This window comes from Gottfriedia sp. ABJ_BB2_2, assembly GCF_055484705.1.
Genome location: NZ_JBVFKR010000002.1, coordinates 67,547 through 93,026 on the forward strand (window position 1 = coordinate 67,547; position 25,480 = coordinate 93,026).

Consider the following 25,480-nt stretch of genomic DNA (forward strand, 5'->3'; position numbering starts at 1 on the left):
GCTCACCTAAAGTGAGCTTTTTTCATTTGATTCATGATATCCTATTTTCTTTAACAAGTGAATTAAGAAATTTTTCTCTTCGTTTGACAAGTCACTCATTTGTTCATGTAAAAATTGTTCATGTATTGGGAAAATCTCGTCCATTAATGTATTACCACTATCTGTAATTTCTGCATAAATAACTCTTCGGTCAGCGCTACATGGATTTCGTACCACAAGCCCCTTTTTCTCTAACTTATCAACAACATAAGTGATACTTCCGCTCGCAATTAATATCTTCTCACCAATATGCTGAAGGGGCTGATTCCCTTTATGGTACAGTAGCTCCAAAACAGCAAATTCAGTCGGATTTAGATTAAATTCTGCAATCGATCTATTGGCAGAGTCGTTTATTTTTCTATGCGCTCGAGATAATACAATAAATAGTTTTAATGAAAGCTCTATTTCATCTCTATTTGTCTCATTCATACTAATACTCCTTTAATTCCAATTAAATACTCTATCTATTTTATGAACGTATTATTGTTTCATATTACGGTTTTTCGAAGATAATATACAGCTTGATAATCCCCCCGAGTTTTTCTGGTATGAAATAATAAGCTCATCTAATTCTTGACTGGCCCTTAATGTAATTTGTTCATTCAAACCTCTAGTTTCCGCAAAAAATACCATTTCTTCTCTTTTTAATGAGATTGATAATAATAAATGGCTGAGTTGAGATTCATTCATTTACACTATTTCCCTTCCGCAGGATTGTTAATAATAACTATACTGAATAATAGAAAGAATTATTTTTTTGTCTAATCATCATTTTATCTCATATTCAGTTAAGTGATACAAGATGAAACCTACTAAGTTTACTTACTTAGTAGGTTTTTTTCTACAATTATATATATTAGTTCTTCTTATTTATTAATTAGACGACTTTCAACGAATTCCTTCTTAAATTGATTAAATTTGATATAATCTTACCATAAATTCAAAAAAACATTAAATTTTATTATAAATAAAGAAGTTTGTTGATTTTAGATTAAATTTCAATACTTTTTAAACAAAGGTTTTACAGATTTCTCTACAATTTTTCGGAGTTTTTATATCTTTCATTATATAATAAAAAAGCTAAAAATATAATGAGCTACATCATTACATCTTTAGCTTTACAATTTTAATTTCCAGCTTTAATTTTATGTCCCTGTATCATCATCATTTTAACTTTAAAGCTAATAAGGAACTCAATTCCTTCCAACCATTTCTTCGTCTCTAGAGGCGTTCTTCCCCAAACAGTTATTCCATGGTTTCTAACTAGGACTGCTCCATAATCATTCATTAAAAATGGTGTATAGGAGCGTTTAAACGCTTCCATATCCTGTGCATTTTCAATGATTGGAACCGTAATTTTATTGTTTGCATAAGTGCCTGTTACGATATGAATCATTTCATTATTTTCAAGTTCTACTTTCCCTTCATCTCCAAACAGTTCAGAAATTATATTATTGTCAACCGTATGTACGTGTAACACACATGCAGCAGACGTCTTTTCATAAATATTGGCATGAATTAATGTTTCAAGGGAGGGTTTTAATACTGTATCAAAAACTGGCTCCCCTTGGTTATTAACTACAATAAATTCTTCATCACAACGCGCTCTTTTATCTTTTTCATCTGCTGTTACAAGGAATAATAATGGATCATCAGAAATTTTCATTGATAAATTCCCACTAGTACCATAAAACCAATCCCGCTTTGCCAAGTCACATTTAATATTCGCAAGTTTCTTCCACTGTTCTAAGAATAAACTCATTCTTACACCTCCATTTAGTTAGACTATCTATTGGCATGCCTTTAAAGATTCAAACTATTCTTACTATTTGTTAAAATTATGTCATGCATCCAACTTCATTGTCAATAGTTCTAAATAAATGAACAAACTCCAATAATTTACATCAATATTCTTTTTTTGATAAGCTCTATTGATTTAATACTTTTTTTACTTCTTGTTTTGACAATACCCCAAATTTATTACATAAGATTGTAAAAAACACTATTTTTCGATTCATTATTTTTGTCCTTTCTTTCCTTAGGGAAACTTTTTTGTGTTTAGTAAATTATATGAAATCATGTTACAAATGTGATAATTCCGTAGTTGATTGTATAAATTTTCAAGTAATAAAAATATTGTTTTTTTACTGTTGATATTAATGAATGCGTTAGTGATTTCTACTTCAGGATGCTCCCTTTCCTTGGGGCTTAAGGTTAAGCCTCGGGTCCATAGGATTTGGAACATTCATGCGTTACGACAGTACGTCGTGGTTTTGGCATGCCTACGCCTTTTGTGTCTCTACCTTCCCGCTATTCCCACAGGAGTCTCGCACCTTCGTTGTATTCAACTTTGTCTTTTTCCGTTTTAACATAAAGTAACAATAAACCATATCATCCTTTCATAAATTGACATTATCTACATTTAGAGATTCTTTCATTTTATGATAAAATAAGACGACTAAAAATAAGGCTCTATTCTAAATGTTTGACTGTTTAATACTTATGGTAATTATGAACCCGCTACAAACAAAAAGCATAAGACAGATGTGGGGCCAATATAAAAAACGAGGTATGTAAATGAAAGTCGTATTAGCAACATTAAATGCAAAATATATTCATACAAATTTAGGAATTCGATATATAAAAGCTTACGCTCAGCCGGAATATAATATTGAACTTGCTGAATATACAATTAAAGATCCAAGTATGAATATCATTACTGATTTATATAAGAAAAAACCAAAAATAGTTGGATTTAGTTGTTATATTTGGAATATCGAGCAAACGATTGAAGTCATTCAAATGTACAAAAAAATAGACCCAACTGTAACAATCTTTATCGGTGGACCTGAAGTAAGTTATGATGTCCAATACTGGTTAGATCGAGTAAAGGAAATAGATGTAATTGTTATTGGGGAAGGCGAAATTACAGTAAAAAACTTAATTAAAGCGATTGATAACGGAGAAGATTTTTCAAAAATCAGTGGAATTGGTTACAGAGCAGATGGGTTAAATATTATTAAACCTCAAACTGAAAAACTAGATTTAACAACCATTCCATCGCCTTATCGTTTTAAGGAGGATCTACCTTATCTAGGAAAAAGAATTCAATATATTGAAACGAGTCGTGGTTGTCCATTTAATTGCCAGTTTTGTTTATCTTCTATTGAAGTAGGTGTTCGTTACTTCAATCGTGAAGTAATTAAAGATGACATTCGTTATTTAATGGCAAATGGTGCAAAAGTATTTAAGTTTGTTGATCGAACATTTAATATCAGTAGAAGCTATGCGATGGACATGTTCCAATTCTTAATTGATGAGCATGTTGAAGGTACAGTATTTCAATTTGAAATAACAGGCGATATTATGAGACCTGAAGTAATTGAATTTCTAAATGAAAATGCGCCTAAAGGTTTATTCCGATTTGAAATTGGTGTTCAATCTACGAATGATGCTACAAATGAACTTGTCATGAGAAGACAGAACTTCGAAAAATTATGTCGAACAGTAACACTCGTTAGAGATGGCGAAAAAATAGATCAACATTTAGATTTGATTGCAGGTTTACCGGAAGAAGATTATCATTCATTCAGACAAACGTTTAATGATGTTTTTGCATTACGTCCGGAAGAACTTCAACTTGGGTTCCTAAAAATGCTTCGCGGTACTGGTGTACGCTTAAGAGCTCATGAACATGACTATGTTTATATGGATTATGCTCCTTACGAGGTGTTAGGTAATAATATTCTATCTTTTGAAGATATCGTGAAAATCAAGCAAGTAGAGGACGTACTTGAAAAATATTGGAATGATCACAGAACAAACAATACAATTGAGTACTTAATCGAAAATGAATTCGAAAGCCCATTTGATTTCTTCCAATTATTTGGCTCTTATTGGGAAGAACGTGGATGGTCACGAATAGGTCATCAGCTTGAAGATTTATTTATACGTTTAAATGAGTTTTTAAACCATTATTCAACTAAGAATGTAAAGCTAACCAAGGATATTATGAAAGTAGACTATTACTTAAATCATAAATACAAACCTCGAAAACCATGGTGGGATGATCATACTGACATTGATTTTACAAAAAGAATATATAAACAAATAATTGAACAGCCTGAATGGTTAAGTCAAGAATTCATAGAACTTAACTTAAATGAAAAAGAATTATACAAACATACAATGATTGAACCAATTTCATTTGATATCGAACATTTCTTACAAACGAATGAATATAGAACTGGTTCATATGCAATGTTAGTCTTTTTTTCACCAAAGACCTTAAAACCATCATTTTTCACTTTGGAAGTGTAACGATAAGGACAATACCATTTTTATTGGTATTGTCTTTTTGTATTGAATTCACTTAAAAGCTAATAATAATTGTAAGTCGAGGTGATAAAAATGAGCAGAAAAAAAGATAATGAAAAAATTGAATCTCCAGTATTAAATGAGACTTTACCGCATATTTCAAACTTTCCTTCTTTTAAAGGAACTGATGTAAAAATGGAAGAACCATTCATCAATTCAAAAGGTGTCGTCATAGGTGATAGTAAATACAGTTCACCTAATTCTCCTTTAAATAATTGGTCCGATGAGGTTGATCCTGCAGTAATGGCTGGGGATGAATGGGTCCATCCAACAAATGATATTGGGTGGGCGACAGAAGAAAATACAGCTATCATTGAATCAAAAAAATTAAATAGAGAACCTGGAAAACAATTTATGCACCCACAGCACGAAACAAGAGATTAAAAATGTGGGGATGGGAATTGGATGACGTTACACAATTTCCCCTCTCCTTGTTTGTTTTCGTTATTTATCTCCATTCACTACTCAAATAAAGAAACTTGCATATCTCCATTTTTCATTACGATTAATGTATGTAATTGCGCTCTGTGATGCGTAAAATGGACTAATATTTCAAGCATCCATTCAAATCTAGTATATTCTACTCCCCAGTAGGACGACTTTTTTTGCATTAAGTCCTCTTCATTATAAGGTTCATAAGTTTTGATCAGCTTCTCCATACCATTCAATAACAAATCTTTTAAATCTACAATCGTATGACATTTTACTGAATCATAAAACTCATCCATTTCTATTTTTGTTGCTTCACTACTAATTAATAAATCAGCTGAAATTAGTTCACATAAATGTTGAACCAACTCTCCAATTGATTTTTTATTTTCCATTGGTCGATAATGTAGGTCATCGTCGCTTAAACAATCAATCATATAAATTACACTATCTACGGAAAATCTTAATTGATGAATGATACTTTCAATATACATACAACTAATCCCTCGTCTTTTTCTTCCATATTATCAAATCCAAACTCTACTTACTATACTCCTCAACACTTATCATTTTCGTCTTTATATATTGTATCTCTAGTTCTTTTTTCTCCTATTTCATAATAAATATAGATTGGTACTCAGGAAGGAGGGACAATATGAAAACATTAGCTTGGCATGAAACGTTAGAATTACATGAAATCCTAGCCGCATCAACATATTATCTTTTCAAATTAAAAAGTCATGCAAAGGATATAAAGGACAAAGAATTAAAGGAATTATATATATCTTCTATCGGTAAATTAGAAGATCATGTTCGTGATTTATTAAAGTTTATGAGTAATCTTACAATTGGAGAAAGGGATACAGAAAATAAGTATGCAAGTGAAATGGCTGCTGAGGACTTATTATCTGCATCTAAAGTATTAATTAAAATGTATGCACACGCAATTACTGAAACTGCCACTTCTGAGCTTAGAGAAATATTTGTAAAACATTTATTGTCAGTTATTGATTGGCACACAAATATATTCAATTTCTTAGCTAAAAAAGGGCAGTATTCTGCATATAAAATAAATGACTTAATTCAAAATGATGTCAAAAAAGCCATCGATGTTTTAAATATGCCTTCATAAAAAAATGGACGTATTGAATACGTCCATTTTTTAATCCTTATTAAAATTTTTATTATCTAAAGTCGTTACTTTTTCAACCGCCAAATGTTGATAATTCTTTGTGTTTTCTACTAATTTAATTAAATTTATATATGTTTGCTTTGCACCTAAAACAAGTAAAGGTACACCAATAAAATCAATTTTTAAAAATCTAGATGTAAAACCACCTAAAGTCATAGCTAATGGTACTGTAGGTGAGGTATTAGAAAGAATAATTTTGTCATCATTATTTAATAAAAGCATACCTAAGCTTTCAATGGCTGCATTAACATTTTTCGTATATCGTCTTGCAACAGTGTATACTTTATCACCATTTTCATCCTCACCATGGTAATATAGTTTCCCTCCATCTTTTGGCTTTAATTTATTAAATAAATAAACGTTTTTAACTTCATTTTCGGTTGGTTTTCGATCCTTAGGTAATTGATTTAAATGATATGCTGCAGCTAAAGGTGAAGAATGTGTACCTCCAAAACAGTTATAAATATAATATTTCATGTCAGTTCATTCCTTTATTTTTGATTCAAAAATTGAATTTCACCCATTACCTTTTTAATACGTATGTAAATGTAGTTGTTTAGAATCCCATTCCGCAAAGCAAACTTGTTTTAATGATAAGTTTGCTTCTGATAATTTTTTATATACCCATTTTTCATCCTTTTTTAATGAAAGTAGTGATCTTTCAACAATCTTGCCATCACTGATGATGACCATTGGCATGATAGCTTTGTCTGAATTTATTTTTAAATCTTGCTTCGTTGCAACATCATAGCTCGACTTTTTTAATACACTAATAGAACCATCGTTCTCCAAAATTGCATATGCAACCTCGTTAACAGAAAATGTACTTTTTGCTCTAAGTAATTGTAATAGCTGATCGATATCTAAACGATTTTTTTTTAATTCTTCCCATTGTATAATCCCTTGCTTGATGACGACTGATGGATCTCCCTCTAGGACCTTTCTTGCTCGACGAGATTTTTGTGTAATCATTTCAGTAATAAATATTAATGCGCTCCATGTAAAAATACTAAATAATATATGAGGAAGATTTGCTTTATCATCATATATTGCATCTCCCAAAATATTACCAAGTACAAGAGCTGAGATAAAATCAAATGGAGTTATTTGATTAATTTGCGTTTTACCAAGTATTTTAACGACTATAAAAAGAGCAATATACCCAAAGAATAATTCATTTAATATTTCAAGGTATCCCATTTTTTACACTCCTGTATTTTTAGTACCTATTAAATTTTCTTACTATCTCAAGCTTTTTATTCATGTTTACCATAAATTGTCCTTACTTCATGAATATATGGGCATCTGGGTTAAACCCGGTCATAACCAAATCACTTACTATTTTTGCAAAAATATAAGAGTAGACCATACCACTCCCACCAAATCCCATTAAAAAATAACTATTTGGATATTCTGGATACTCTCTAATCATTGGCAACCCCGTATGAGTAGAAGCAAATAAACCAGTCCAGTAATATTCAATCTTAATATCTTTATATATTGGAAATAATTCAATTAAACTTTTTAATAGTTGGTCTTTTTTATGATGTAACATGGCATCTCGTTGTTCTGGAATAACTGTAAATTCATCTAGCCCCCCAACGATTACCCTTCCATCAATTGTTGTTCGCAAATATAAATAGGGTCTTTTTGTCTCCCAAATTAAACTATTCTCATACCATGCCTCATTTTTTAAAAAAGATTCAGTTACAATTGCATAAGTAGAAGATAATATTGCGTTTTTATCATTTTTTAATTCCAATGACTCATAACCACCTGCAAATATTACTTTTTTTGCTTTGATTGAAAAATGTCTATCTGTAAGTAATTCAACACCATTGTTTGTACCGATCAAGCTTTTTACTTCGGTTTCACTAAATACCTTTACATCACCCTTTGTCACATGTTGAAGTATTCCATGAACGTATTTAAACGGATTTACTTCTGCATCATTTGAAGTAAATAATGCAAATTCTTTTTCAAAATGATATTTCTTTTTAATATCTTCTTTTGAAAATTTTTCAACCGGAAATCCATATTCTACTAATGCTTTATATTCTGCCTCGAGCATCTTTTTACCGGCTTGATCACTCGCAAAATATAAACTTTTTCTTTTCAAAAAATTTGAGTCTATTTCAAGGCTTTTTGAAATTTGTTCGACGCCTTTTACAGCTTCGAGGCAAAGTTGATAAAAGCGGACTGCGTTTTCTTTACCAAATGAATCAATACATGCAAATAGAGGCTTATCATTTGTATATTGAATTAAACCAGTATTTGCAATTGTACTACCATGAGCAATTTTACGTTTATCCACCACTACAACACTTGCGCCTGACTTACTTAAAAAATATGCACTTTGAGCCCCCGAAACACCACTACCTACTATTACGTAATCACATTCTATATTTTCTTCTAACTGACCGTACTCCAAATGATTATGAGGGAATGTCGTTGGCCAATATAATAAACCGCTTTTTACGTTCAATTGAACCCCCTCCCTTCACTAACATCATAAAAATTAGTTTTTGTCAAAACACAGAAAAAAATCCCACTTTTTTAAGTGAGATTTTACTACAATACGTATATATCATTACTTTTGTAAACGCCTTCTTCGATTAAGATCGTTCTTTAAGCCACTTTCCGATTGTCGGATAGGTTGTTTTTAATGAAGCAGGACCAAACATGATTGATACATGCCCAGAAGGTATCGATACATATTGTTTGTCTTTACTTGAAATATGTTCATTTAATGCTTCAACCTGACAAGGCATCGCAATATGATCCTTAGTAGCAGAAATGTTCAGTACATTTGCTTTAATATTTGAAACATCTACCCGTTTCCCTCTAATTTCTAATTCGCCTTTTAATAACTTGTTCTGCTGATAAAAATCACGAATCCATTGGCGATAAGCCTCACCTGGGAATGGAATACCATCAGCTACCCACTTCTGCATTAATTGCCAGGATTTTATAAAAGCAGTATTGTCTGAACGATCTAAAAGAGTAACATATGGACCAACAAAATTCGTAATTGGCTTCAGCATTTTATTACCGAAATCAATCATCTCTGGTGGAATATTACCTAAAGTATCAATTGCTTTATCAAGCGCAAAGTACTTTTCATTTAAAAATGAACCGTATAAACCAGTATCAGAAAAATCAAAAGGGCTCGTTAAAAAGATTAAGTTTTTAATTGGAGCGTCCTCGTGAAGTGCAGCATATATACTAGTTAACGTACCACCCATACAATAGCCAAGGATTGATAATTCACTAGCTCCAGAGAACCTAAGTACTCTCTTTACTGCTTTCGCAATATAGTCATACACGATATCATCAAACTTCAAGTGACGATCTTCGTGAGCAAACGTTCCCCAGTCTAATAAATATACATCAAAACCTTCATTTACTAGATATTCTACAAAAGAGTTTCCTTTTGTTAAATCGAGTATATATGGTTTATTGATTAATGCATACACTAATAGAATAGGTGTTTTTTTCACTTTTTTCGTTGTTGGAATATAATGATAAAGTTTACTTTTGTTTTTCGTCCATATAACCTCTTTAGGTGATTGACCAACTAATGGTTCACCATCTTTTATAAGGATATCAGCCGTTCTTTTTAATCGTTTATAAGACTCTTTCAAGCCTTGCGGTAATGATTCAGTTGTCGCTTCTAATCGCTGTGAACTAAACACACTATTCCCCCTTTTTCTAGTAAAATCGAGAAATTATACGTATAGGCCACCATTAACATTAATTTGTTGACCAGTTATATATTCACCGTCTTGGCATAAGTAGATAACTGCTTTCGCAATTTCATCTGCGGTGCCAAATCGTCTTTTTGGAATTTTAGCTTTAATTTGTTCTTTTACATTTTCAGGGACTTCACTTAACATGTCAGTTTCAATAAAACCTGGGCAAACAGTATTAACAGTAATATTTGATTTTGCTAATTCAATAGCTAATGATTTAGTAAATCCAATCATTCCGGCTTTAGCAGCAGAGTAGTTCGTTTGACCAAAACCACCTGCTTGACCAATAACTGAGGAAATATTAATAATTCTTGCATTATCAGATTCTAATAAGTGTGGTAATGCAGCGTTACAAGTGTTATATACACTACTTAAATTAACACTGATTACTTCATGCCAATCATTTTCACTCAGTTTTTTGAAAGTACGGTCTCTTGTGATACCTGCATTATTTACAATAATATCTAAACGTCCGAAATGATCAATCGTGCGCTCAACTAGTGCTTTTGTTTGCTCAAATTCAGCCACATTTGCTTGAACAGCTAGTGCTTCATATCCTTCTGATGCTAGTTCATCTACGACTGCTTTTGCACTTTGCTCGCTGCTATTATAATTAATAACAACCTTGACTCCTTTTCTCGCCAAAGAAAATGCAATAGCCTTCCCAATACCTTTTGCTCCACCTGTTACGATCGCTACACGATTTACTAAATCCATGAATCATTCTCCTTTTTACCCAATTATTTATTTGTTGTTAATTGCTGTAAAAGTTTCTCAATGCTTGTCAAAGATGTTTTCAATTCATTAATTTGTTGATGTATCGCTTTTGTTTCAGACTTCAATTTTGTGATATCTTTTTTTAATGCACTCGTATCTAATTCATTTCCAGTTTGATCAAATAATTGGTCGTCAATTGTATCAACTTTTTGCTCCAAATTAATGACCAAGCTTGCAACATTTGCGATATCTTCCTTCGAAGCTATGTTTGAAGCTTCCAAAAATGTTTTCGATTGATCATTCATGACTTTTTTACAATAAAGATTAAAGTCTAGGACAGATCCCATCCATTCAGAAAATTCTTCTTTTTGGACCACATCGTTCATCATTTTTCCCCAGTATTTTTCGTTGACATCATATAACTGTTTCCACATTTTTAATGGATCAGATATGTTTTGATCTGACATAAGTTCATCCTCCTCACTCATCTTTAAGTATAGAAAACAAATTATTGACAAACAATTCAATATTTTCGTGATTTTTCTACAGTGACTGTCGAAATTTGTTTTTAAAATTCGATATATTCTTAAAATATTGACAATAAATTGTACTAAGTGTAAATTACACTTAAGGTACGATTACCTTACTACGTTATAGAGGGGGACATTACTTTATGACAACAAATGATCAAGACAAAAAAAATAAAAACCAAAAAGAAACTGTTGATCCAATCACTTTACCAAAAAACTTTTTAGTTCCCTTTCTACTTCTTAGTCTTAAGCAATGGAATATGCATGGATATAAATTAATGCAGGTTCTATTCGATTTAGGATTTACAACGCTTGACTCGAGCAATGTTTACCGGATTTTAAGACAATTAGAAAAAGAAAGTTATATTCAATCAAGTTGGGAGCATGGAAATGATGGTCCTGCTAAGCGAATTTATTCCATTACACAAGCTGGTGAAGAGTATTTAAAAACTTGCCATTCTTCTTTTACTCAATATCAGCAAATGCTTCAAACTTTCTTCTCGATTTATACAAGTTCTTTTTTCCCATTTAGCAATTCTGATGAAAAATTTAACAAAGATTGAACATGCTTTTTGCATTCAATAATAAATTTTTGGAGGAATATCGTAATGACTGAAAAAACAATCGATCTTCAATTGGAACAAGCAGCTGAGAATTTTCAAAAAATGCTTCAGTATTTATTAGATAACCAACTGCAAATCCAGCAATGGACAGAATCACTATTACAAGAACAAGCAAAGCAATGGGAAAGCTTAAATGAACAAGTACAAAATCAACAAAAAAAATCTTATGAACAGTTTCAAGAAATGGTTAAATTAGTAAACGAAATTAAACCTACTATCACTCAAGACGCATATGATCAAACTTGGAAAAAACTATTTGAGCAATTTGCCCCATTTCAATCTTATTGGTCGAACGTAAATCAAAACCCATACCAATCTTTTTTCCAATCAATGAATACTATTTCTAACCAACAACAGCAATATTTCCAACAGTTATTTAAACAACCGTTCGAGACTCCAAACTTGACTAACTGGACAAATTATTTGCAACAACAATTCCAAAAAAGTCAGGAAGATTGGGCGAAACAATTTAAAGATTTCACATTTTCAAAATTATAATTTTGCAGCACTTCGCTTGAAATAGTGGTTATTTCAACTTAAGAAAGGATGAAACAAAATGAATATTTTTGAAAGTGCAAAAAATGTACGAGAAATTCATTTTGATTCGATTTCAGTTGGTGACGAAGCTAATTTTCAAGTAAAAATAACTGCCGAAATGATTGAACAATATGCGGCAATTTCAACAGATGTGAATCCAATCCATTTGATTGATGACTTTGCAAAGGAAAGTATATTCGGAGAAAGAATAGCACACGGCATGTTAATTTGTAGTTTTATATCTGCCGTACTTGGTACGAAGCTTCCAGGCAAGAATACGATTTACTTATCACAAGAAGTATCCTTTAAAGCACCAGTAAGAATTAACGATACAATTACTGTTTCTGTAAAAGTACTAAAAAAACGTGATGATAAGAAGTTATTAACACTCGAGACAAATGTATATAATCAGGAAAATATCTTGGTAGTTGAAGGATCTGCTTTAGTCAAAAAGTTAACTTAATCCTAATATGACTGTATTTTCCAAGCATGATTTAACCCCAATAGTAAAATATATGAATGTAAGTTATTACTTACAGAAGGGGTGAAAATCATGGCACGTTCAAATAATAAATTATTAGTTCCAGGTGTTGAACAAGCACTTGATCAATTCAAATATGAGATTGCTAATGAATTTGGCGTTACATTAGGATCTGATACAACTGCTCGTTCAAATGGTTCTGTAGGTGGAGAAATTACAAAACGTCTAATTGCGCAAGCGCAAAGTCATTTAAAAGGTGTTTAATTAAATTAAAATTATATAAAATGGCTTAATATAGGGGAGAGTTTTTTCTTCCCTATTTATTTTTACATTTTTTCCATAAAATGTAAAAATAATATTATCTAGTTGTATAGACAACTTTATAGGATTGCGTTTATAATGAAAGCGTAAACAATATTTTAAAATTTGGAGGAGAAATTATGCTTAGTTTTTTACAACGAATTGGTAAAGCACTAATGCTACCAATCGCTGTCCTTCCTGCTGCAGGTTTATTACTGCGCTTTGGACAACCTGATTTACTTGATATCCCATTTATGGCTGCTGCCGGTAATGCGATATTCTCTAATTTAGCATTAATATTTGCAATCGGTGTTGCAATTGGTATTTCTAAAGATGGAAATGGTGCTGCTGGTCTAGCAGGGGCCATCGGTTACTTTGTACTGACTGCTGGTGCAACTTCTATTAATAAAGATATTAATATGGCTGCTCTTGGTGGTATTATTGCCGGGGTTATCGCTGGTCTACTTTACAACAGATTTAGTGCGATAAAATTACCTGAATGGTTAGGATTCTTTAGTGGACGTCGATTCGTTCCAATTATTACATCCGCTGTCATGTTAATTTTAGCTGGTTTATTTGGATATATCTGGCCTTCAATTCAAGATGCAATTAACTCAGTTGGTAACTGGATTATCGATCTTGGTGCAATTGGAGCTGCAGTATTTGGTTTCTTAAACCGTATTTTAATTCCATTAGGTTTACATCACGTTTTAAATACAATTTTCTGGTTTAACTTAGGTGACTTTACAGATGCAGCTGGTAAATTAGTGCATGGTGACTTAAACAGATTCTTTGCTGGTGATAAAACTGCAGGTGCATTTATGACTGGTTTCTTCCCAATTATGATGTTTGGTTTACCAGCAGCTGCATTCGCAATGATTGCTGCAGCGAAGCCTGAAAGACGTAAAGCTGTAACTGGTATGTTCTTAGGTCTTGCTTTAACTTCATTCTTAACAGGTATTACTGAACCAATCGAATTCGCATTTATGTTTATTGCTCCAGTTTTATATGCATTCCATGCAATTCTAACTGGTTTATCAATGGGTATCGTTAATGCATTAGGAATTAAAACTGGATTTACATTCTCAGCAGGTTTCATTGATTATGTACTAAACTTTAATATTTCACAAAAACCGATCTTACTAATTCTAGTCGGTTTAGTTTTTGCAGTAATTTACTTCATCGTGTTCTACTTTGCAATTATTAAATTTAATATTAAAACACCTGGTCGTGAAGATGAGGAAGTTGAAACTGACGAAGTAACAACTGAAATTGGTGATTCTTTATACCTACAAGGTTTAGGTGGTAAAGAAAACTTAGTAAATATTGATAACTGTACTACTCGTTTACGTTTACAAGTAAAAGACGCTTCAAAAGTTAATGAGTCACTTCTTAAAAAAGCAGGTGCTCGTGGGGTTATTAAATTAGATGATAAAAACGTTCAAGTCGTTGTTGGTACAAATGTAGAGTTTGTAGCAGAAGACTTAAAGAAATCTGTAAAATAATAAAAAGGTTGAATTCTAATATTTTGTAGCTATTCTATATGTCTTAGTTGATTACAACTCAAGGTCGCTCCCTTTCCGTGTGGCGAGAGCTGAGCCTCCTCGGCAAGCCTGCGGGGTCTCAATCTTCCTGCTACTCACACAGGAGTCTCGCACCTTCCGTTGTAATCAACTTCTGTCTATATAGTTACAATTCAATAAGAAACATTTAGAAAAAAGCCTAAAAAAGAAGCTGGTCCTTATGGATGAGCTTCTTTTTATTTTACCGCAGTTTATATTAAAGAATAAATTTAGAGGAAAATTCTATTATCATGCGAATTATGATATTAATGATTCCAATTGACTAGGAGGTTTTTATGATTACAAAAAGCTATTTTATTACTGGTTTCCCTGGTTTTATTACGCAAAACTTGGTTCAGAAAATAATTACATCAGATACTTCGTTTCATAAAGTTTACCTTTTAATCCTCCCAAGCATGTTAGACCATAGTCAAAACGTATTAAATGATTTACATAAAAAACTTCCATCATTACAGCTTTCAAAAATCGAACTGATCGAAGGTGATATTACTAAGCAACATCTAGGAATTGATTTAACTAAGCTGAATCAACTATACGAAGAAGTGACAGATTTATTTCATTTAGCTGCAATATATGATTTGGCTGTTCCTAAAAGAATTGCATATGAAGTGAATGTACAAGGAACAATAAATGTAAATGAATTTGCACTTTCTTTAAAAAATCTTTATAGATATACGTATTTTAGTACGAGTTATGTATCAGGTAAACGAGAAGGTAAAATTCTTGAATCAGAATTGAAAATGGACCAATCCTTTAAAAACTACTATGAGGAAACTAAATATTATGCAGAAATTGAAGTGGAGAAATTAAAAGGCAAACTACCTATTACAATTATTAGACCTGGGATTGTAGTTGGACATTCCGAAACTGGAGAAACAAGTAAATTTGATGGACCTTATTTTATTTTAAATTTCTTTTCAAAGCTTCGATTCTTACCCTTTATCCCACAATTAGGAAAAGATAACGCTACAGGCAACTTCATACCAATTAATTACTTAATTGATACAGTGTATTTTTTAAGTCATCAAGAAATCGGTTTAAATAAAACATATCAAGTTACTGACCCAACACCATATCCCGTTCAAGACATTTATAAAGAAATGCTCTCTATCTATTTAAATAAGTCCACTTTTGGTACGATACCACTTGGAATCGTTAGTCCGATTCTTTCCTTTTCAAAGATTAGAAAAATGCTCAAAGTAGAAAAAGAAGTTCTTTCTTATTTTAATTGCTATTCAGATTACGATTGCTCAAATACATTAAAAGATTTAAAAGGATCAAATATTTCATGCCCTGACTTTATCAAAATCTTACCTACGCTAACTAAATATTATCAAGAACATGAACACATTAATGAAAAGCATGTTCTTGTTAAATAAACAATTTTGAAAACAAACACATTTTTGGGCAGATTGACTCACAATCCCTGCGGTATTAGATAATCTATTTGCGTATCACTACTCCCACTGTAACAACTAGGATATCTCTCTTTTTACATCTTTTAACATATTTTTTTTACATTCCTGACGAATCTCAATCAAATCCCTAAAATAATTTCTTCTATATAAAAGGACACTTTGTTTTGAACTGCACATCTAATGTTAGTTGTTTCTAACAATGGGGCTGCAGTTCACCTTAAAGTGTCCTTTTAATAACTAATTCTTGTGATCATAATCTCTTTATTTAATTTTCCTTCAAAAATGGCATGATTGATTTCTTCTATTATATAACGTACACCGATTAGATCATCGCTATGAATATTGATATGTGAAACATATAATCCTCTTTCAATAAACTCTTTCATAAACTCTAAACCCGTCTTTTTTCTAAATCCTAAATTAAAATCAAGCGAAATTTGTTCAAAACGTTGTTGTTCACATAATGATATTGCTTCATCAGCTGATTTAGCTAGTATAAATCCGTAAGGTACTGTCCTTGTATCATCAATAAACAATTTCAATTGATTCACCCTCAATACATATTTTACAGAATGATTACAATCGTAACTGAACTAAAACAAAATTGGATATCCCTTCCACTATTGTAACGATGAAATCAGGCGTTTTCGCAATTCCTCATTTTTTTCGTGGAAATATTATGCATTTTTTTTGATTTATCGAGTTTATGATTCTACTAAGATAGTTATTAAATTAGGCATTTAGTCCAAAAAGTCCTCTTTTTCTTCTTTCCAAAAAAATCCTCATTTTGAGCTCACCATTTTTTCCCATAATTATGTCATACGTTTTCATGCTAAAGTATTACTTGTACAGCGAGACAATAACCAAACAAATGGAGGAGAAAGAACATGAAAAAAGTTATTACATTATCAACAGTGGCTGCTACTCTACTAGTGGGTGCTCCTGTAACTGCAGTAAACGCGGATACAATTACAACTAAGGAAACAAAACCATATACTCAAACTATTGATTTAAATAATGTATTATTTAGTTACTTTAATCTACCAAGCTTAAATACTACTAATGGTAAAATTGATTTATCAAAATTTGGTATCGATATGGCTAAGTTACAAGAAGCAATTAAGCAACAAGTAGCAGCACAAAAACCAACTACAGGTTCAAATAACTCAACTACAAAACCTACTGTGCCATCTACACCGGCTAAACCAACGACACCACCAGTTGCTGAAAAACCTGCAACACCAGCTGAAAAACCTGCAGCACCGGCTGAAAAACCTGCAGCACCAGCTGAAAAACCATCGACATCAACAGCTTTAAATGCTTATGAAAATAAAGTATTTGAATTAACAAACGTTGAGCGTACTAAAAATGGTTTAAAACCATTTACTTTAAATGTAGAATTATCAAAAGTTGCTCGTATTAAATCACAAGATATGACTGATAAAAACTACTTTGATCACAACAGTCCGACTTACGGTTCACCATTTGATATGATGAAAAAATTCGGAATTTCATATAACTATGCAGCAGAAAACATTGCTAAAGGTCAAAAAACTCCTGAAGAAGTTGTAACTGCTTGGATGAACAGTGCTGGTCACCGTGCAAATATCTTAAATCCTAACTTAACTCAAATTGGTGTTGGTTATGATTCAAGAGCAAACACTTGGACTCAACAATTCATCGGTAAATAATATTATAAACGTTAATATAAAAAATAGTCCACTTTACTAGTGGACTATTTTTTATTATGTACATAGTGTTCCTAATTATTATGCTTCAATTGCTCAATTAGTTTTTCCATCATGTAAGAATCAATTTTTTCAATTGATGATTGATTTTTTCTAACGCCTGAACCAAAATGCACTTCTTTTACATTCGTATCATCAATAAACTTAGCTACATTATATATAGATAAACCGCTTCCCGCTAAAATATTAATTTTTGTTTGTTTTGTTATTTCATTCATTTGCTTAATCACTTCTTCACCATCAATAGCACTGTTCATCCCGCCCGATGTAAGAATATGTGTGATTTCTTGATATTGTTTCAATATATGTAAAGCTTCGATAATATCATTCGCTTCATCAATTGCCCTATGAAACGTAAAATTCATTCCATTTGTGCGTTTGCAGACTTTTTTCAATAGCTTTTCATCAATCTTTTTTTCTTTTGTTAATGCACCAAATACAATACCACTAGCACCAAGCTCGTTACATATATCAATATCACTTAAAATAACTTCTTCATCGTATTGATCATAAGTAAATGAGCGACTATGTGGACGAATCATTACATGAACTGGAATAGTAACATGTTTCAAAACATTCTTAACGGTGCTATAACTTGGAGTTAATCCCCCTTCAGCAATTCCACTAACTAGTTCAATTCGGTCTGCACCAAATTTCTGTGCATCAATAGCATCTTTTACATTTGTTGCAATAACTTCTAAAATCATATTCACTCATCTCACTTATCATTTAGTATATGTCTTATGTCATTTGGAAAAGGAATATCAATTGATAGATTTTCATTTGTAAATGGATGAATTAATTGAACATTACTTGCATGTAATGCTTGACGATTTAACAATTTAGATTTACTACCATACAATGTATCTCCTACAATTGGATACCCTAAGTGACTTAAGTGAACACGGATTTGATGTGTTCTACCAGTATCTAGCTGACACTGTAAAATTGTTATATTTTTCTTTGAAAGATAGTTAATTTTCTTAAAGTGAGTAATCGCTTTATCACCCTTTAATGAAACCCTTCTCCTTGTCGGATGATGACGATCTCGACCAATTGGCTCATTAATTGTGCCTTCATTTAATTTAACATTTCCACTTACAATTGCAGTATATGTACGTTTTATCTTTCTTTGGCTTAACATCCCATCAAGAACTGCACTGCTTAATGCATGCTTTGCAAAAACGATTCCACCAGTTGTATCTTTATCTAGACGATGGATATGACGAACCTTTGTTTTAAAACCAATTTGTTCAAAATGATAGGCCACTCCATTTGCTAATGTATGTAATTGTCCAGCTTCATTTGGATGTGTATCCACACCATAAGGTTTATTTACAATTAATAAATGGTCATCTTCATAACAGATTTCTATTGATTGATTTTGAGGTATTACACCATACTCTTCTTCTTTAAAGATATTGATTTCTAATCGATCATTAGTAGAAAGCAATGTATTCCAAGCTTTCGGCTCACCATTTAGTTTTACGCCTTTCTCCATTCGTAATTCATGTAATAATTTTTTAGGGAAATGCCAGAAGTTCTTTAAATAGTATTCGATTGTTTGATTATTATTTTTTTCGGTTATAATCGTTTCACACCATGAATCATGTATTTTTCCATTCATATTACTCACCATTCTTTCGATAAAGACATTATATCAAATGAACAGTCCACACAAAAGGAGCCTACAAAATTTTGTAAGCTCCATATATCCTTATAGTTACATACCAATAAATGCATTCAAATACACTTCTTCCAGCTCTTTTACTAATGGAAGTTTTGGATTCGCTGTTGTACATTGATCTTCAAAAGCTCGGTCAGCTAAATAAGAAAGTTTTTCAGTAAATTCATTTTCATTCACACCTTGAGCCTGTATACTCATTTTAATATTTATTTCTTTTGCCAAACTACAAACAGCAGTAATCAAACTTTCAACTCCCTCTTCAGTTGTAGAAGCAGGTAGTCCTAAGGTTCTGGCAATTTCAGCATATCGTTTGTCTGCTACAAAATACTTATATTTTGGAAATGCTGTAAATTTAGTAGGTTTTTTTGCGTTATATCGAATGACATGTGGCATTAAAATAGCATTTGCTCGCCCATGCGGTATATGGAATTCAGCTCCAATTTTATGTGCTAAGCTATGATTGATTCCTAAGAAAGCATTGGCAAACGCCATTCCCGCAATTGCGGAAGCATTATGCATCTTTTCTCTCGCTTCTAAATCTGAACCATCATGGTATGCACGTGGTAAATAGTTAAATACTAATCTGATCGCTTGAAGGGCTAAGCCATCTGTATAATCATTTGCTAAAACACTAACATATGCTTCTATCGCATGTGTTAAAACATCCATCCCTGTATCTGCAGTAATACTTTTTGGAACAGTTGATACAAATTGCGGATCGATAATCGCTACATCTGGAGTTAATTCGTAGTCTGCTAATGGGTACTTTATATTTTGTTCTTTGTCCGTTATGACGGCAAATGGAGTGACCTCCGAGCCTGTTCCAGAAGTTGTTGGAATTGCGACAAAGCTCGCCTTACGACCTAATTTAGGATATCGGTATGCACGTTTACGAATATCTAAGAATTTTTGTTTTGGTCCATCAAATGAAGTTTTTGGATACTCATAAAACATCCACATACCTTTTGCAGCATCCATTGCAGAACCACCACCGAATGCAATGATTGTATCAGGTTGAAATAATTGCATTCTTTCTGCACCTTTAAAAACAGTATGATCTGAAGGGTCAGGCTCGACATCAGAAAATATTTCAATCTGAACATTATTTTCCCGTTTTTCTAAATAATATTTAATAATGTCAACATACCCTAATTTGACCATCGCTTCATCTGTCACAATAAAGGCTTTCTTAATATTTGGCATTTTTTCTAAATACCCTGTTGAATATTTTTCAAAGTAAATTTTAGGGGGCAATTTAAACCATTGTATATTTGTATTTCGTCTTCCTAATTTTTTAATGTTTAATAAATGTACTGTTGATACATTTGATGAAACTGAGTTCTTACCGTAAGAACCACAACCTAGCGTAAGTGAAGGAATAAAAGCATTATACAAATCTCCAATCCCGCCATGTGAAGATGGTGAATTAATAATAATTCGGCAAGCCTTCATTTTTAATCCAAATTTTCTTTGAAGATTTTCACTTTCGCTATGTATAACAGCAGAGTGTCCTAATCCACCTAACTCTAACATTTCTTCACATCGTTCAAATCCTTCTTCGTATCCTTTAACTTTAATAGCAGCTAATACAGGACTTAACTTTTCCCTAGTTAGAGGTTCTTTTTCACCAACTGTAAAACATTCGGCAATCAGAATTTTTGTATCGACTGGAACATCTATTCCTGCTAGCTTTGCAATTTCAAAAGCAGATTTCCCTACAATTTCACCATTAACTGCGCATGTATTTGCATTTATTACAAGACTTTCTAATTGTTTCTTCTCTTCTTTTGAGACAAAATAACAATTGTGATCCTTCAGTTCATTTTTTACTACATCATAAATGTCCTCGTCAATGATGACTGCCTGCTCAGATGCACAAATCATTCCATTATCAAATGTTTTTGAAAGGATTAGGTCATTTACTGCACATTTTATATTTGCTGATTTTTCAATATAACAAGGTACGTTCCCAGGACCAACTCCTAAAGCAGGTTTGCCAGTACTATAAGCTGATTTTACCATTCCTGCTCCACCGGTGGCTAACACTAGTGCAACCCCTTCATGATTCATCAAGTTTTTAGTAGCTTCAATTGATGGCTCTTCAATCCATTGAATACAATTTTTCGGAGCACCTGCTTTAACTGCTGCTTCAAGGACAATTCTAGCTGCTTCTCGACTACATTTTTGTGCAGAAGGATGAAAAGCAAATATGATTGGATTCCTAGTTTTAATCGCAATAATGGCTTTAAATAGAGTTGTTGATGTTGGATTCGTGGTAGGCGTAACACCAGCAATTACTCCTACAGGTTCAGCTATTTCTATAATCCCTAATTGTTTATCCTCATTAATGATGCCAACCGTTTTATTATTTTTGATTGAATTCCATATATATTCTGTTGCAAACAAGTTTTTAATAATTTTATCTTCATATACACCTCTCCCAGTTTCCTCTAGAGCCATTTTAGCTAATGTCATGTGCTGCTCTAAACCAGCGAGAACCATGGAATGAACAATTTTATTAATTTCATCTTGATTATACTGTTCAAATTCATTTAATGCTGTTTGTCCTTTTATGACTAATTCATTTACAATAGATGAAGCGTTAAGCGTTTCTTTTATTTCTTTCTCTTGAACGGCCATCAATATTCCTCCTTCAAATGTGGTCTGTCTTAGTCTATATAGAGCTAAATACGTCCCAATATCAAGCTAATAATTGTGAATAATTTCACATAAATTAATTTGTTCAACCTTCACACCTACAATATAACGCTCATCTTATGAAAATGCTATGTACAATTTGTGAAATATTTCACATTATATTATTTTAAACATTCTTTACAATTATTTTATCATTTTAAGTTTTTGTAAAATCTTTTCTTTTTTCAATATTTTCAACATATGATAAGATTAAGAATAAGTTCAATTGAACTTGTTGTTATCTGTTAGATTATTTCTAACAAAACTGGGAAAAAGGACGTGTAACCATGATTGCTCGAAGGAGCATTTGGCAACGTAAAGATCTATCCTACACTTAGCAGTTTTTATTTAGAGAACGAATAGAACTCTAAAATAAAACTGAAGGTAGGCGAAACTATGGTTGACAGGCGATTATGTTATTTCTTCAATGACATATAGCGTAGTAGTTAGGGAGTTTTTAAACTAACTACGAAAAGCTATTTGTACGTAGTTAGTTTAAGTATTGAACTTTTTAAACTACTAACTACGAAAAGAGGAAATAACAATGATAAACAATCGTTTGGGTGAGACCTTAATGATTTTGATTGGTTCATTTATTTTAGCAACTTCTTTATTCCATTTTCATTTTCAAAACAATTTATCTGAAGGTGGTTTTTTAGGAATTGCGCTATTAGTCAAAAATTCTTTCAATATTTCACCATCAATAACAACTTTAATTTTAGATATTCCGATTATATTAATGGCTGGTTTTTTTCTCGGTAAAAGACTACTGATTAATACATTTATTGGTGCTGTTTCTTTTTCAATTTTTTACTCAATCATCGAAAAAACATCAACAATCACCTTACAATTCGAAAATCATCTTTATATTCCTGCAATTTTAGGGGGGGTATTTGCTGGTTTTGGTCTTGGCTTAATCCTTAAGTTCGGTGGAGCGACTGGTGGAGATGATTTATTAACAATTTTAATGAGTAAGAAATCAAACATTTCAATTGGGAAAGTTTACTTTATCTTTGATGCTTGTATCCTCCTTTTTTCATTAAGTTACCTATCTTGGAATGAAGTTGGATATACAATATTATCAGTCGGAATTTGTGCAAAAGTAACTGAAATTGTTTATGAAAGTAATTATATTAAAAGGTCCGTATCGATTAAAACCACAAATGGAAAAAGATTACATGCCTAGTGCATGTAATCTTTTTTTGTTTCAGCGTAATCAGCTAGTTCATTTAAGACATTTTCAGCAGCTAAATCGTATAAACAATCTTTAAAAAGCATTGCAAGTCTACGATAATCATTATACTTATCCAATAACTCATCTACCGATTTTGCCGATACTTCATTTGCTTTACTGGTTTCTTCATGCTTCTTTGCAAACTTAATTGTAAAAGTTCCTAATTTCTCAAACATTGATCCATAAAATTCATCAAAATTTGAAACGCTTATTAATTCATCTTCTTCAGCATCAACCTGAAGCCCGTCAAACTCACGTAAAAGTTCGTATATAATGCTATTGTATTCGTCATTTAAATAAATACTTTTTTCTATTCGATATCCGATTACTCGGTAGAAATGACCATCGTTCTTCGCAAATTGAACAGTATCATTTATTTTAAACTTAAAATACTTAAACACTGTACTTCACCCCTACCAATGTCTTTTATCATACTATTTACAAATTACTATAGTTAATATACAACCAATACTTGACAAATTTTATAAAATCATAATTATCGTGCTTGTTCCTTGCAAATTCACTTATATATTGGTAACCTATTCGTAAAACTTTATGACAAAATTTTTAATTATTAATAGTAAAGATAAAGGAATTGGAGTGCAATATGTTAAATGAACATGACAAGCTTTTAGTTGATGACCTAACGAAGCTATTAATACGAGTTCGAAAAAATTGGCAAAAAGCTGGTGAAGAATCTACCAATTCATTAACTCCACCAAAATATTTATTGTTACATCTTTTAAATAAAAATAAACAAATGACAGCATCGGAACTTGGCAAGCAAATTGGCTTATCATCTGGCGCAATTACTACAGCAATAAATAAAATGGTCTCTAATGAGTTAGTTAAAAGAAAGAGAGATATCCGGGATCGTAGGGTAACCTGGCTTGAGTTAACGGAAAAGGGAAACCAAATGGTTGAGGAAATCTCTGCAACTCGACAAGTTTTATGGGTTTCACTTTTTGAAAAACTTACAGTGTCTGAAAGAGAACAATTTCGCTTTTTATTGAACAAAATATTTTCAGAATAAAAGAAGGCTATCTCCGATGAGATAGCCTTCTTTTTAATTTTGACCAGTTTTTAATTCAGTCCAATATTTATCATATAGTTCAGTCTGATCTCCTACATCTTTAATCCAATTTGTACGATTCGTTTCTTCTGCCGTTACATTAATGAAAGGATTCTTTTTGTATTCTTCAGAATGATATTGTTCTGCCTTCATATTTGGATCAGAGTAACCTATTGACTCATAATTTTTCGCACTAACTTTAGGATCATACATATAATTAATAAATTTCTCTGCTAATTCCTTTTGCTTTGCACCTTTTGGAATCGCAAACGTATCAGCCCATCTAGATGATCCTTCTTTTGGGACTACCCATTTAATGTCTGAAAGCTCTTTTTGAATATAAGCTGCATCCCCAGACCACACTTGGCCAATCCAAGCATCTTCAGTTATAAACTTTTGTTTAACTGTATCTGTATCAAATGCTAAAAGATTAGGTGTTATCGTTTTTAAATCATTAAATGCTGTTAATAATTCATCTTCATTTAATGAACTATTGGAATATCCATTTTTTATTAAGCCCATCCCAAATACTTCTCGGTTATCATTTAATAATGTGGTATGTCCCTTATACTTATGATTCCATAAATCTTCCCAGCTATCAATTTCCTCTTTTACATATTTAGGATTATACGCAATGCCTGTTAACCCACCAGTATAAACAACTGAATAATCACCTTTAGGATCAAATTCTTGGTTCGTAAACTCCGGCGCGATATTACTTAGATTTGGCATATTATCTTTATCTAATTTTTCCAACATATCTTGTTGTATCATTAGTTTTACCATATAATCTGAAGGCTGAATCACATCATAATTAGATCCACCCGCCTTCAATTTTGCATACAATTCTTCATTACTCGCAAATTGTTGATAATTAATTTTGACATCATATTTTTTTTCAAATGACTCTAATACTTCTTGATCAAAGTTATCTGCCCAGCTATAAATATTCAGTTCCTCTTTCCCAGCTGAACAAGCTGACAATAATAAACCTGTTAATCCAAACGAAATAAGTAAACTAGCCGCTTTTTTAAATTTATTCACTTAGATAATCTCCTTATCTA

At 31.9% G+C, this 25,480-nt stretch carries 27 protein-coding genes and 1 pseudogene; 12 read left to right on the plus strand and 16 right to left on the minus strand.

The window, feature by feature from the left end:
* Positions 1-6: 6 nt before the first annotated feature.
* The 3 genes from ACX6U0_RS05345 to mtnB form a co-directional block, all read right to left on the minus strand.
* Positions 7-468 (minus strand): MarR family winged helix-turn-helix transcriptional regulator, encoded by a 462-nt coding sequence (locus tag ACX6U0_RS05345; protein ID WP_464958947.1) that lies wholly within the window; start codon positions 466-468, stop codon positions 7-9.
* A 51-nt stretch (positions 469-519) separates the two neighbouring features.
* On the minus strand, positions 520-729 hold the full coding sequence (locus tag ACX6U0_RS05350) for an aspartyl-phosphate phosphatase Spo0E family protein (protein ID WP_464958948.1): 210 nt from the start codon (positions 727-729) through the stop codon (positions 520-522).
* 436 nt (positions 730-1,165) lie between these two features.
* A complete protein-coding gene (mtnB, locus tag ACX6U0_RS05355) occupies positions 1,166-1,801 on the minus strand; it encodes a methylthioribulose 1-phosphate dehydratase (protein WP_464958949.1) in 636 nt (211 codons plus the stop codon).
* 815 nt (positions 1,802-2,616) lie between these two features.
* Between mtnB and ACX6U0_RS05360 the strand changes: the two genes are divergently transcribed.
* Complete coding sequence (locus tag ACX6U0_RS05360; protein WP_464958950.1) at positions 2,617-4,359, plus strand: B12-binding domain-containing radical SAM protein; 1,743 nt, start codon at positions 2,617-2,619, stop codon at positions 4,357-4,359.
* Positions 4,360-4,449: 90 nt separating this feature from the next.
* On the plus strand, positions 4,450-4,800 hold the full coding sequence (locus tag ACX6U0_RS05365; protein WP_464958951.1) for a DUF3905 domain-containing protein: 351 nt from the start codon (positions 4,450-4,452) through the stop codon (positions 4,798-4,800).
* 77 nt (positions 4,801-4,877) lie between these two features.
* Here the strand turns inward: ACX6U0_RS05365 and ACX6U0_RS05370 are convergent, their stop codons facing one another.
* Positions 4,878-5,339, minus strand: coding sequence for a DinB family protein (locus ACX6U0_RS05370; RefSeq protein WP_464958952.1), 462 nt, complete (start codon positions 5,337-5,339; stop codon positions 4,878-4,880).
* A gap of 161 nt (positions 5,340-5,500) precedes the next feature.
* Between ACX6U0_RS05370 and ACX6U0_RS05375 the strand changes: the two genes are divergently transcribed.
* Positions 5,501-5,977 (plus strand): spore coat protein, encoded by a 477-nt coding sequence (locus tag ACX6U0_RS05375; protein ID WP_464958953.1) that lies wholly within the window; start codon positions 5,501-5,503, stop codon positions 5,975-5,977.
* A gap of 30 nt (positions 5,978-6,007) precedes the next feature.
* On the opposite strand, the gene ACX6U0_RS05380 is transcribed toward ACX6U0_RS05375, so the two are convergent.
* The 6 genes from ACX6U0_RS05380 to ACX6U0_RS05405 all read right to left on the minus strand — a co-directional run bounded on the left by ACX6U0_RS05380 (position 6,008) and on the right by ACX6U0_RS05405 (position 10,973).
* Positions 6,008-6,514 (minus strand): DUF3189 family protein, encoded by a 507-nt coding sequence (locus ACX6U0_RS05380; protein WP_464958954.1) that lies wholly within the window; start codon positions 6,512-6,514, stop codon positions 6,008-6,010.
* 54 nt (positions 6,515-6,568) lie between these two features.
* Entirely contained in the window at positions 6,569-7,237 is a 669-nt protein-coding gene (locus ACX6U0_RS05385) for a DUF421 domain-containing protein (RefSeq protein WP_464958955.1), read from the minus strand.
* An 82-nt stretch (positions 7,238-7,319) separates the two neighbouring features.
* The gene (locus ACX6U0_RS05390) at positions 7,320-8,522 is read right to left on the minus strand and encodes an NAD(P)/FAD-dependent oxidoreductase (RefSeq protein ID WP_464958956.1); all 1,203 of its coding nucleotides are present in this window, start codon (positions 8,520-8,522) and stop codon (positions 7,320-7,322) included.
* A 130-nt stretch (positions 8,523-8,652) separates the two neighbouring features.
* Positions 8,653-9,732: a class III poly(R)-hydroxyalkanoic acid synthase subunit PhaC gene (phaC, locus tag ACX6U0_RS05395; RefSeq protein ID WP_464958957.1), complete on the minus strand. Its 1,080-nt coding sequence runs from the start codon at positions 9,730-9,732 to the stop codon at positions 8,653-8,655.
* A 33-nt stretch (positions 9,733-9,765) separates the two neighbouring features.
* Entirely contained in the window at positions 9,766-10,506 is a 741-nt protein-coding gene (locus tag ACX6U0_RS05400; RefSeq protein ID WP_464958958.1) for a 3-oxoacyl-ACP reductase, read from the minus strand.
* A 23-nt stretch (positions 10,507-10,529) separates the two neighbouring features.
* Positions 10,530-10,973 carry a polyhydroxyalkanoic acid synthase subunit PhaR gene (locus tag ACX6U0_RS05405; protein ID WP_464958959.1) on the minus strand — a complete coding sequence of 148 codons (444 nt, stop codon included), beginning with the start codon at positions 10,971-10,973 and terminating at the stop codon, positions 10,530-10,532.
* 206 nt (positions 10,974-11,179) lie between these two features.
* Here ACX6U0_RS05405 and phaQ point away from each other — a divergent pair, with 206 nt between their 5' ends.
* The 6 genes from phaQ (at position 11,180) to ACX6U0_RS05435 (ending at position 15,939) form a co-directional block, all read left to right on the plus strand.
* Positions 11,180-11,599, plus strand: coding sequence for a poly-beta-hydroxybutyrate-responsive repressor (gene phaQ / locus ACX6U0_RS05410; RefSeq protein WP_464958960.1), 420 nt, complete (start codon positions 11,180-11,182; stop codon positions 11,597-11,599).
* Positions 11,600-11,644: 45 nt separating this feature from the next.
* Positions 11,645-12,157: a hypothetical protein gene (locus tag ACX6U0_RS05415; protein ID WP_464958961.1), complete on the plus strand. Its 513-nt coding sequence runs from the start codon at positions 11,645-11,647 to the stop codon at positions 12,155-12,157.
* A 58-nt stretch (positions 12,158-12,215) separates the two neighbouring features.
* Positions 12,216-12,659 (plus strand): MaoC family dehydratase, encoded by a 444-nt coding sequence (locus ACX6U0_RS05420; RefSeq protein WP_464958962.1) that lies wholly within the window; start codon positions 12,216-12,218, stop codon positions 12,657-12,659.
* 90 nt (positions 12,660-12,749) lie between these two features.
* Positions 12,750-12,941, plus strand: a complete 192-nt coding sequence (locus ACX6U0_RS05425) for a small, acid-soluble spore protein, alpha/beta type (RefSeq protein ID WP_464958963.1) — start codon at positions 12,750-12,752, stop codon at positions 12,939-12,941.
* A 176-nt stretch (positions 12,942-13,117) separates the two neighbouring features.
* Complete coding sequence (gene nagE / locus ACX6U0_RS05430) at positions 13,118-14,482, plus strand: N-acetylglucosamine-specific PTS transporter subunit IIBC (RefSeq protein WP_464958964.1); 1,365 nt, start codon at positions 13,118-13,120, stop codon at positions 14,480-14,482.
* A gap of 353 nt (positions 14,483-14,835) precedes the next feature.
* Positions 14,836-15,939 (plus strand): SDR family oxidoreductase, encoded by a 1,104-nt coding sequence (locus tag ACX6U0_RS05435; RefSeq protein ID WP_464958965.1) that lies wholly within the window; start codon positions 14,836-14,838, stop codon positions 15,937-15,939.
* Between the two features lie 269 nt (positions 15,940-16,208).
* Here the strand turns inward: ACX6U0_RS05435 and ACX6U0_RS05440 are convergent, their stop codons facing one another.
* Positions 16,209-16,520, minus strand: a complete 312-nt coding sequence (locus ACX6U0_RS05440; RefSeq protein WP_464958966.1) for a cyclic-phosphate processing receiver domain-containing protein — start codon at positions 16,518-16,520, stop codon at positions 16,209-16,211.
* A 345-nt stretch (positions 16,521-16,865) separates the two neighbouring features.
* Between ACX6U0_RS05440 and ACX6U0_RS05445 the strand changes: the two genes are divergently transcribed.
* On the plus strand, positions 16,866-17,669 hold the full coding sequence (locus ACX6U0_RS05445) for a CAP domain-containing protein (protein WP_464958967.1): 804 nt from the start codon (positions 16,866-16,868) through the stop codon (positions 17,667-17,669).
* 71 nt (positions 17,670-17,740) lie between these two features.
* Here the strand turns inward: ACX6U0_RS05445 and ACX6U0_RS05450 are convergent, their stop codons facing one another.
* The 3 genes from ACX6U0_RS05450 to adhE all read right to left on the minus strand — a co-directional run bounded on the left by ACX6U0_RS05450 (position 17,741) and on the right by adhE (position 22,053).
* The gene (locus ACX6U0_RS05450) at positions 17,741-18,433 is read right to left on the minus strand and encodes a copper homeostasis protein CutC (protein ID WP_464958968.1); all 693 of its coding nucleotides are present in this window, start codon (positions 18,431-18,433) and stop codon (positions 17,741-17,743) included.
* 11 nt (positions 18,434-18,444) lie between these two features.
* Positions 18,445-19,353, minus strand: coding sequence for an RluA family pseudouridine synthase (locus ACX6U0_RS05455; RefSeq protein ID WP_464958969.1), 909 nt, complete (start codon positions 19,351-19,353; stop codon positions 18,445-18,447).
* Between the two features lie 96 nt (positions 19,354-19,449).
* A complete protein-coding gene (adhE, locus tag ACX6U0_RS05460) occupies positions 19,450-22,053 on the minus strand; it encodes a bifunctional acetaldehyde-CoA/alcohol dehydrogenase (protein WP_464958970.1) in 2,604 nt (867 codons plus the stop codon).
* A gap of 631 nt (positions 22,054-22,684) precedes the next feature.
* Here adhE and ACX6U0_RS05465 point away from each other — a divergent pair.
* Positions 22,685-23,296, plus strand: coding sequence for a YitT family protein (locus ACX6U0_RS05465; RefSeq protein WP_464959548.1), 612 nt, complete (start codon positions 22,685-22,687; stop codon positions 23,294-23,296).
* A 259-nt stretch (positions 23,297-23,555) separates the two neighbouring features.
* Here ACX6U0_RS05465 and ACX6U0_RS05470 read toward each other — a convergent pair.
* Positions 23,556-23,745, minus strand: a pseudogene (locus tag ACX6U0_RS05470) (histidinol dehydrogenase); the annotation flags it as partial.
* A gap of 206 nt (positions 23,746-23,951) precedes the next feature.
* On the opposite strand from ACX6U0_RS05470, the gene ACX6U0_RS05475 reads away from it, so the two are divergent.
* Complete coding sequence (locus ACX6U0_RS05475; protein ID WP_464958971.1) at positions 23,952-24,377, plus strand: MarR family winged helix-turn-helix transcriptional regulator; 426 nt, start codon at positions 23,952-23,954, stop codon at positions 24,375-24,377.
* A gap of 33 nt (positions 24,378-24,410) precedes the next feature.
* Here ACX6U0_RS05475 and ACX6U0_RS05480 read toward each other — a convergent pair whose 3' ends face one another.
* Complete coding sequence (locus ACX6U0_RS05480) at positions 24,411-25,460, minus strand: ABC transporter substrate-binding protein (protein WP_464958972.1); 1,050 nt, start codon at positions 25,458-25,460, stop codon at positions 24,411-24,413.
* Positions 25,461-25,480 lie beyond the last annotated feature (20 nt).

Excerpts from the sequence above, each read along its gene's own strand:
- ACX6U0_RS05420 (WP_464958962.1), top strand. The coding sequence starts at position 12,216 with ATGAATATTTTTGAAAGTGCAAAAAATGTACGAGAAATTCATTTTGAT.
- adhE (WP_464958970.1), bottom strand. The coding sequence starts at position 22,053 with ATGGCCGTTCAAGAGAAAGAAATAAAAGAAACGCTTAACGCTTCATCT.
- ACX6U0_RS05445 (WP_464958967.1), top strand. The coding sequence starts at position 16,866 with ATGAAAAAAGTTATTACATTATCAACAGTGGCTGCTACTCTACTAGTG.
- ACX6U0_RS05475 (WP_464958971.1), top strand. The coding sequence starts at position 23,952 with ATGTTAAATGAACATGACAAGCTTTTAGTTGATGACCTAACGAAGCTA.
- ACX6U0_RS05350 (WP_464958948.1), bottom strand. The coding sequence starts at position 729 with ATGAATGAATCTCAACTCAGCCATTTATTATTATCAATCTCATTAAAA.
- ACX6U0_RS05450 (WP_464958968.1), bottom strand. The coding sequence starts at position 18,433 with ATGATTTTAGAAGTTATTGCAACAAATGTAAAAGATGCTATTGATGCA.
- ACX6U0_RS05465 (WP_464959548.1), top strand. The coding sequence starts at position 22,685 with ATGATTTTGATTGGTTCATTTATTTTAGCAACTTCTTTATTCCATTTT.
- ACX6U0_RS05385 (WP_464958955.1), bottom strand. The coding sequence starts at position 7,237 with ATGGGATACCTTGAAATATTAAATGAATTATTCTTTGGGTATATTGCT.
- ACX6U0_RS05425 (WP_464958963.1), top strand. The coding sequence starts at position 12,750 with ATGGCACGTTCAAATAATAAATTATTAGTTCCAGGTGTTGAACAAGCA.
- ACX6U0_RS05380 (WP_464958954.1), bottom strand. The coding sequence starts at position 6,514 with ATGAAATATTATATTTATAACTGTTTTGGAGGTACACATTCTTCACCT.
- ACX6U0_RS05435 (WP_464958965.1), top strand. The coding sequence starts at position 14,836 with ATGATTACAAAAAGCTATTTTATTACTGGTTTCCCTGGTTTTATTACG.
- ACX6U0_RS05345 (WP_464958947.1), bottom strand. The coding sequence starts at position 468 with ATGAATGAGACAAATAGAGATGAAATAGAGCTTTCATTAAAACTATTT.
- ACX6U0_RS05375 (WP_464958953.1), top strand. The coding sequence starts at position 5,501 with ATGAAAACATTAGCTTGGCATGAAACGTTAGAATTACATGAAATCCTA.
- ACX6U0_RS05400 (WP_464958958.1), bottom strand. The coding sequence starts at position 10,506 with ATGGATTTAGTAAATCGTGTAGCGATCGTAACAGGTGGAGCAAAAGGT.
- ACX6U0_RS05370 (WP_464958952.1), bottom strand. The coding sequence starts at position 5,339 with ATGTATATTGAAAGTATCATTCATCAATTAAGATTTTCCGTAGATAGT.
- ACX6U0_RS05405 (WP_464958959.1), bottom strand. The coding sequence starts at position 10,973 with ATGTCAGATCAAAACATATCTGATCCATTAAAAATGTGGAAACAGTTA.
- mtnB (WP_464958949.1), bottom strand. The coding sequence starts at position 1,801 with ATGAGTTTATTCTTAGAACAGTGGAAGAAACTTGCGAATATTAAATGT.
- nagE (WP_464958964.1), top strand. The coding sequence starts at position 13,118 with ATGCTTAGTTTTTTACAACGAATTGGTAAAGCACTAATGCTACCAATC.
- ACX6U0_RS05365 (WP_464958951.1), top strand. The coding sequence starts at position 4,450 with ATGAGCAGAAAAAAAGATAATGAAAAAATTGAATCTCCAGTATTAAAT.
- ACX6U0_RS05455 (WP_464958969.1), bottom strand. The coding sequence starts at position 19,353 with ATGAATGGAAAAATACATGATTCATGGTGTGAAACGATTATAACCGAA.
- phaQ (WP_464958960.1), top strand. The coding sequence starts at position 11,180 with ATGACAACAAATGATCAAGACAAAAAAAATAAAAACCAAAAAGAAACT.
- ACX6U0_RS05360 (WP_464958950.1), top strand. The coding sequence starts at position 2,617 with ATGAAAGTCGTATTAGCAACATTAAATGCAAAATATATTCATACAAAT.
- ACX6U0_RS05415 (WP_464958961.1), top strand. The coding sequence starts at position 11,645 with ATGACTGAAAAAACAATCGATCTTCAATTGGAACAAGCAGCTGAGAAT.